Source organism: Pseudonocardia lutea, assembly GCF_042658055.1.
Taxonomy (GTDB): domain Bacteria; phylum Actinomycetota; class Actinomycetes; order Mycobacteriales; family Pseudonocardiaceae; genus Pseudonocardia; species Pseudonocardia lutea.
The window spans coordinates 84,817-91,342 of the sequence record NZ_JBHSQK010000008.1; the positions used below are offsets into that span (position 1 = coordinate 84,817).

Annotated in this window: 6 protein-coding genes; 5 read left to right on the forward strand and 1 reads right to left on the reverse strand. The window is 78.0% G+C overall.

Annotated elements, in window-relative coordinates:
• Nucleotides 1-190 precede the first annotated feature (190 nt).
• The 4 genes from ACFQH9_RS05110 to mnmA all read left to right on the forward strand — a co-directional run bounded on the left by ACFQH9_RS05110 (nucleotide 191) and on the right by mnmA (nucleotide 4,259).
• Nucleotides 191-952 carry a GNAT family N-acetyltransferase gene (locus tag ACFQH9_RS05110; RefSeq protein WP_379564715.1) on the forward strand — a complete coding sequence of 254 codons (762 nt, stop codon included), beginning with the start codon at nucleotides 191-193 and terminating at the stop codon, nucleotides 950-952.
• Nucleotides 949-1,809: a lysophospholipid acyltransferase family protein gene (locus tag ACFQH9_RS05115; RefSeq protein WP_379564716.1), complete on the forward strand. Its 861-nt coding sequence runs from the start codon at nucleotides 949-951 to the stop codon at nucleotides 1,807-1,809. Before ACFQH9_RS05110 ends, ACFQH9_RS05115 begins: the two co-directional genes overlap by 4 nt.
• 119 nt (nucleotides 1,810-1,928) lie before the next feature.
• On the forward strand, nucleotides 1,929-3,140 hold the full coding sequence (locus tag ACFQH9_RS05120) for a cysteine desulfurase family protein (protein WP_379564771.1): 1,212 nt from the start codon (nucleotides 1,929-1,931) through the stop codon (nucleotides 3,138-3,140).
• Nucleotides 3,141-3,182: 42 nt separating this feature from the next.
• Entirely contained in the window at nucleotides 3,183-4,259 is a 1,077-nt protein-coding gene (gene mnmA / locus ACFQH9_RS05125) for a tRNA 2-thiouridine(34) synthase MnmA (protein WP_379564717.1), read from the forward strand.
• 30 nt (nucleotides 4,260-4,289) lie between these two features.
• Here mnmA and ACFQH9_RS05130 read toward each other — a convergent pair whose 3' ends face one another.
• Nucleotides 4,290-5,075, reverse strand: a complete 786-nt coding sequence (locus ACFQH9_RS05130) for a hypothetical protein (RefSeq protein ID WP_379564718.1) — start codon at nucleotides 5,073-5,075, stop codon at nucleotides 4,290-4,292.
• Between the two features lie 176 nt (nucleotides 5,076-5,251).
• Here ACFQH9_RS05130 and ACFQH9_RS05135 point away from each other — a divergent pair, with 176 nt between their 5' ends.
• Nucleotides 5,252-6,499 carry a uroporphyrinogen decarboxylase/cobalamine-independent methonine synthase family protein gene (locus tag ACFQH9_RS05135; protein WP_379564719.1) on the forward strand — a complete coding sequence of 416 codons (1,248 nt, stop codon included), beginning with the start codon at nucleotides 5,252-5,254 and terminating at the stop codon, nucleotides 6,497-6,499.
• Nucleotides 6,500-6,526 lie beyond the last annotated feature (27 nt).

A 6,526-nucleotide genomic window follows, 5' to 3' on the forward strand; every position in this document is an offset into this window, starting at 1 on the left:
GCACAGCGGTCTCCGTCCCGGCACCGCAGAGGTCCCGCGCGGCCCCGCCCCCTCACTCCGGGGGCGGGGCCGCCGCCGTCCCGGGGCACGTCACCCGCCCGGGTGGCGGCGAGCCGAGGTTCACCGGGGCTTCACGCGCGGGACGCCGCCGGAGGCGTGCGTGTTCGGACCCGGCCGATACCAAGCACCCGTGACCTCATCCCAGGTTCTGGTCCGGACGCCCGAGGCGGCGGCCACGCGCTACTCGCTGCTGCTGACCACCGACGCCGACGACGTCGAGGCCGCCCAGCGGCTCCGGTACCGGGTGTTCGCCGGGGAGCTCGGCGCGCAGTCGGCCTCCCTGCGCCCCGGCCTCGACGCCGACCGCTTCGACGAGTTCTGCGACCACCTCGTGGTGCGCGAGGACGCGACCGGTGAGGTCGTCGGCACCTACCGGATGCTGCCGCCGCGCCGGGCGCGCGCCGCGGGTGGCCTCTACTCGGACGGCGAGTTCGACCTCGCCGCGCTCGATCCGATCCGTCCGCAGCTGGTCGAGACCGGCCGGTCCTGCGTGCACCCCGACCACCGGGCGGGTGCGGTGGTCGGGCTGGTGTGGGCCGGGATCGCCCGGTACATGCTGCTCACCGGCAACCGCTGGCTCACGGGCTGCGCGAGCGTCCCGCTGGCCGACGGCGGTGCGCTGGCCGCAGGGGTCCGCGACACCGTCCTCGCCTCGCACCTCTCCCCGGCCGGGTACCGCGTGACGCCGCACCGCCGTTGGGACGCGGAGGCCGCCACCCGGCACCGCCGCACCGCGCTGCCGCCGCTGCTGCGCGGCTACCTGCGCCTCGGTGCCTGGGTGTGCGGGGAGCCAGCCCACGATCCCGCCTTCGGGTGCGCCGACTTCCTCGTCCTCCTCGGGCTCGACCACGTCGACCAGCGCTACCTGCGCTTCTTCCTGGGCGACCGGTGAGCCGGGGTACGGCACTGCGCGCCACGCCGACCCGCACCCACCCGACCCACCCCACCCACCCCGGCCTCCCGCCCGCCGCCGACCGGCCGGCGTGGGCACCCAGCTCGCCCTGCGGCCCGGACTGCCTCCCGGCCGCGGGCCCGCGCGCCACCCTCCGTGCCACCCTCCGCGTCACCCTCCGCGTCGCGCGCCGGCTCGTCGCGCTGGGCGCGCTCCTGCTCCTCGCCCTGCCGGTCCTGCGCCTCGGCCCCAGCCCGCGGCTGTTCCGGGCCGTGCTGCGGGCCGCCGGCGTCCGGCTCGGCGTCCGCGGGACGGCCTACGGGGAGGGCGGCGTGCTCGTCGTCGCCAACCACCTCTCCTGGATCGACGTGGTCGCGCTCGGTGCCGTCGCCCCGGTCCGGATGATCGCGAAGCGGGAGGTGGCCGAGTGGCCGCTGATCGGCGCGATCGCCCGGCAGAACGGGGCGCTGTTCGTCGACCGCGGCGGCCTGCGCGGGCTCCCGGAGGTCGTCGCCGGGACCGCCGCGGCGTTGCGCGCCGGCGCGACCGTCGGCGTCTTCCCCGAGGGCACCACCTGGTGCGGCTCGGCCTCGGGCCCCTTCCGCCGGGCCCCTTTCCAGGCCGCGCTCGACGCCGGACGCCCGGTCCGGCCCGTCCGCATCGACCTCGCCCTGCCGGACGGCCGGCCCACCACGGCCGGCGCGTTCGTCGGCGACGAGACCCTGTGGGACTCGCTGCTGCGGGTCCTGCGGCTCGAGCGGCTGGACTGCACGCTGACCCTGCTGCCCGCGCTGGTTCCCGAGGGCGACCGGCGCGCCCTGGCCGCGCGGGCGGAACGTGCCGTCACGGCGGCGTAGCACCCCCGGGCGGGGCGGCCGCACGGCGGTCCGGCGTCTACCCTGAACCCGATGAACGACCAGGAGACCGCGCCCGCCAGGGGAGCCCGACGCCGAGCGGGGTCCCGGCCGTGACGTACCTGGACCACGCGGCGACCACCCCGATGGTCCCCGAGGCCGTCGCCGTGATGGCGGAGGCCATGGCGCGCACGGGGAACGCGTCGTCGCTGCACTCCGCGGGCCGCCGCGCCCGGCGGGAGGTCGAGGAGTCCCGCGAGGGCATCGCCGCGGCGGTGGGCGCCCGCCCGTCCGAGGTGGTCTTCACCACCGGTGGCACGGAGAGCGACAACCTCGCGGTCAAGGGGATCTTCTGGGCCCGCCGCGCCGCCGATCCCCGCCGCACCCGCGTCCTGGTGTCGGCGATCGAGCACCACGCCGTCCTCGAGTCCGCGGAGTGGCTCGTGGAGCACGAGGGCGCCGAGCTGGTCCTGCTCCCGGTCGACGGCGCCGGCCGCGTCCGCCCCGAGGTGCTGCGCGCCGCCCTCGAGGAGGCCCCCGAGGCCGCCGCGGTCGTCTCGGTGATGTGGGCGAACAACGAGGTCGGCACGGTCAACCCGATCCGCGAGCTCGCCGCCGTCGCCCACAGGTTCGGCGTGCCGATGCACACCGACGCCGTGCAGGCCGTCGGGATCCTGCCCATCGACTTCGGCGCCAGCGGCGTCGACGCGCTCAGCCTCACCGGGCACAAGCTCGGCGGGCCGTACGGCGCCGGCGCGCTGCTGCTCGGCCGCGAGGTCGGCGTCGTGCCGCTGCTGCACGGCGGCGGTCAGGAGCGCGACGTCCGCTCCGGCACCCTGGACACCCCCGCGGTCCTCGGCCTGGCCACCGCGGTGCAGAAGGCCGTGGCCGACGCCCCGCGCCGCGCCGCCGTGCTCACCGGCCTGCGGGACGAGCTGGTCGCCCGGATCCGCGCGATCGTCCCCGACGCCACGCTCAACGGCGACCCGGGCACGTCGGTGATCGACGGCGGCCCCTCCCGCCTGCCCGGCAACGCGCACCTCAGCTTCCCCGGCTGCGAGGGCGACAGCCTGCTCATGCTGCTCGACGCGCACGGCATCGAGTGCTCCACCGGCTCGGCGTGCACCTCCGGGGTCGCGCAGCCCAGCCACGTGCTGCTGGCCATGGGCGCGAGCGAGGCCGTGGCCCGCGGGTCCCTGCGGTTCTCGATGGGGCACACCACGACCGAGGCCGACGTGGCCGCGGTCGTCGACGTCATCGGGCCCGTCGTCGAGCGGGCCCGGCGGGCCGGCACGGGCGGCGCCCGCCGGCGGGAAGCCGCCGGCAGCTCGTGAGGGCGCCGACGAGGGTCCTGGTCCGATGAGGGTTCTGGTCCGATGAGGGTTCTGGCGGCGCTGTCCGGCGGCGTCGACTCGTCCGTCGCGGCCGCGCGGGCGGTCGCGGCCGGGCACGAGGTCGTCGGCGTCCACCTGGCGCTCTCCCGCACCCGGGACGCGCTGCGCTCCGGCTCCCGCGGCTGCTGCTCGCGCGAGGACGCGGCCGACGCCGCGCGGGTCGCGGACGTGCTCGGCATCCCGTACTACGTGTGGGACCTGTCGGAGGAGTTCGCCGAGGACGTCGTCGCGGACTTCGTCGCGAGCTACGCCGCCGGCCAGACGCCCAACCCCTGCCTGCGGTGCAACGAGAAGATCAAGTTCGCCGCGGTGCTGGACCGGGCGCTCGCGCTGGGCTTCGACGCCGTGTGCACCGGCCACTACGCCCGCCTCGGGAACGGCGTGCTCCGGCGGGCCGCCGACGCCGCCAAGGACCAGTCCTACGTGCTCGCGGTGCTGCGCGCCGACCAGCTCGCGCACGCGATGTTCCCGGTCGGCGACACCGACAAGCCCGCGATCCGGGAGGAGGCCGCCCGGCTGGGGCTGCGCACCGCGGCGAAGCCGGACAGCCACGACATCTGCTTCATCCCCGACGGCGACACCCGCGGCTTCCTGCGCGAGCGCCTCGGCGACCGGCCGGGCGAGATCGTCGACGCCGCGACCGGCGAGGTGCTCGGCGCGCACGCCGGCGTGCACGGCTTCACCGTGGGCCAGCGCAAGGGCCTGGGCGTCGAGCGGCCCGCGGCCGACGGGCGGCCCCGGTACGTGCTCGGGATCGAGCCGGTCAGCGGCACCGTGACCGTCGGTCCGGGATCCGCGCTGAGCGTGCGGACCGTGGAGGCCCGGCGCCCGGTGTGGTGCTCGGGCACCGCGCCCGGCGGCCCCTTCGCGTGCACGGTCCAGGTCCGCGCGCACGGCGGCACCGCGCCCGCCGAGGTCACCCCGCGCGGGGACGGTGTGCGGGTCGCGCTCGCCGAGCCGCTGCGCGGGGTCGCGCCGGGCCAGGCCGTCGCGTTCTACCGGCCGGACCCGGCCGGCGACGTCGTGCTCGGCTCCGCGACGATCACCGCCACCGCGTAGCCCCCGGGCACCCGCGGCTCGCGGCGCCGCTCAGGTCACGGTGACCTGGGCGACCATGCCGAGGGTCAGGTGCGGCGGCGTGTCGCCCCCGCCGAGCGGGCAGAGGACGAAGTACCGCGCCGGCGCGAGGTCGACCAGCATCCCGCCCTGCTCGCGGGGCCCCGCGCTGGCGGCGCCCGGGACCAGGTCCAGCTGCTGGGCCAGCTGTTCCGCCGGGGTGGCGAGCAGCTGCTGCACGGTCATCGCCTGGTCCTTGGGCCGCGCGACCAGGACCGCGTGGACCGAGCCGGAGGCCGAGTCGTTCACCAGCCGGATCGCCGCCGGGCCCGCCGGGAGCGTGGCCGGGACGCCGTCGAGGCGGTAGTCCACGGCCGTGACCAGCACCTGCCGGTAGCCGCAGTGGTCGTAGGCCCAGGTCTCGTACTCGTTCACGCTCCGCGCGACGACCGGGGCGTCGGAGGCGGCCGCCGTCCCCGTCTCCGCCGAGGACTGCACGACCCGCTGCAGTGCGGTGAGCGTCGGCTGCAGCTCGACGGGGGCCGTCGCCACGGCGGAGTTCAGCAGCGGCAGCACCTGGCCGGCCCACGCCCGCACCGCGGCCGGGTCCGGCGCCGACGGGTCACCGGCCGGCGGCGGGACGGCGTCGATCTTCAGCAGGTCGGCGCACGTCGAGTCGACGGGCGCGGGCGCCTCCGCCGCGCCGGCGACCGGGGTCGCGCCCGCGGCGCACGCGACCGGGCCGCCGACGAGGGCGGCGACCGCGGCGGCCGTACCCAGCAGCCGTGCCGCCCGTGCGGTGCCCGCGCGTCCGTCCATGAGATCCCCCAGCCCGTCGGCCCGCTCCTGCGGTGCCGAGGATGCGGCCGGGGCGGCCGGTGCGGGAGGGCCTGAGGACCCGCGTCGCCCGACCGTTCGCGCACCCGGGGGGTGGACGCCGCGGGGACCCGGGCCCGGCGCGTCGGCCGACCGGCGGCAGTGTGAGACTCGGTGCCGTGAGCACGCCCGACGACCCGCTGGCCGCCCTCCTCGCCGCCGCCGGCCTGGGCGAGGAGAAGTCCGAACCCGAGGACGACCCGTTGGCCGCCGCCCTCGCCGCGGCCGGCCTCGGCGACGTCGAGCCGGGCGAGACGGTCGCCCCGGAGCCGCGCATCCAGGTGAGCGCGGCGCCGGAGGAGCCCGAGGACGAAGGACCCACGGAGCGGTGGCCCGCCGGCGCGGCGAGCGGCGTGGGCTCGCTGCCCGGCACGGATCCGCGCGAGGCCGCCGAGACCGTCGCCGGGGAGCTGCCGCTGCTCCCGCACCTGCCCGAGCTGCCCGCCCGCGGCGTCGGCGCGGATCCCGTCGGCCGGGCCGCGGGCCTGCTCGTCGACCTCGCGGTGGAGGTGGTGCCGACGGCGTGGCGGGTCACCGCGCGGCCGGGCAAGGACCACCGCCGGGCCGTCGACCTGCTGCGCGCGGACCTCGACGCCTTCGACGAGGCCTGCGACCGCACCCGGCCGGAGTGGGTGAAGCTGCAGGTCCTGGGGCCGTGGACGCTCGCGGCGTCGGTCGAGCTGGCCAGCGGGCACCGGGTGCTCACCGACCACGGGGCCGTCCGCGAGTTCGCGGTGAGCCTCACCGAGGGGCTGCGCGGGCACGTCGCCGAGGTGGCCGAGCGGACCGGGGCGCACGTCCTGGTGCAGCTCGACGAGCCGCGGCTCGCCGCGGTGCTGGCCGGCTCGCTGCCCACCGCCTCGGGCTACGGCACGGTGCGCGCGGTGCCCGAGCCGGAGGTCCAGGACACGCTGCGCGACATGATCTCCGCGCTACGGGTGCCGGTCACGGTGCGGGTGCCCGGCGACCGCCCGCCGCTGCGGCTGCTGCGCGAGGTCGGGGCCGCGGGGCTCGCGATCGACGCGACCCGGCCGTCGATCTCCGGGGACACCGCCGTGCCCGCGGCACTCGATGCCGTCGGCGAGGTGTGGGACGCCGGCCTGCCGCTGTTCCTCGGCCTGGTCCCGGTCCGCGACCCGGGCGAGCCGCTGGAGACCGCCACCCTGGCCCGCCGGGCCTTCGACCTGGCCGACCGGCTCGGCTTCGACCGGGCGCGGCTGGCCGAGCTGGCCGTCCCGACCCCGGCCGCCGGCCTGGCCCGCGCCACCCCGGACTGGGCGCGCCGGGCCATGGAGCTCTGCCGCGACCTCGGCAGGGCCTTCACGGACCCCGACGAGCTCCCGGACTCGGAGCAGACCGGCCGCTGACCCCGGAGAACGAGCGGACGGGGGCCC

Excerpts from the sequence above, each read along its gene's own strand:
- mnmA (WP_379564717.1), top strand. The coding sequence starts at position 3,183 with ATGAGGGTTCTGGCGGCGCTGTCCGGCGGCGTCGACTCGTCCGTCGCG.
- ACFQH9_RS05130 (WP_379564718.1), bottom strand. The coding sequence starts at position 5,075 with ATGGACGGACGCGCGGGCACCGCACGGGCGGCACGGCTGCTGGGTACG.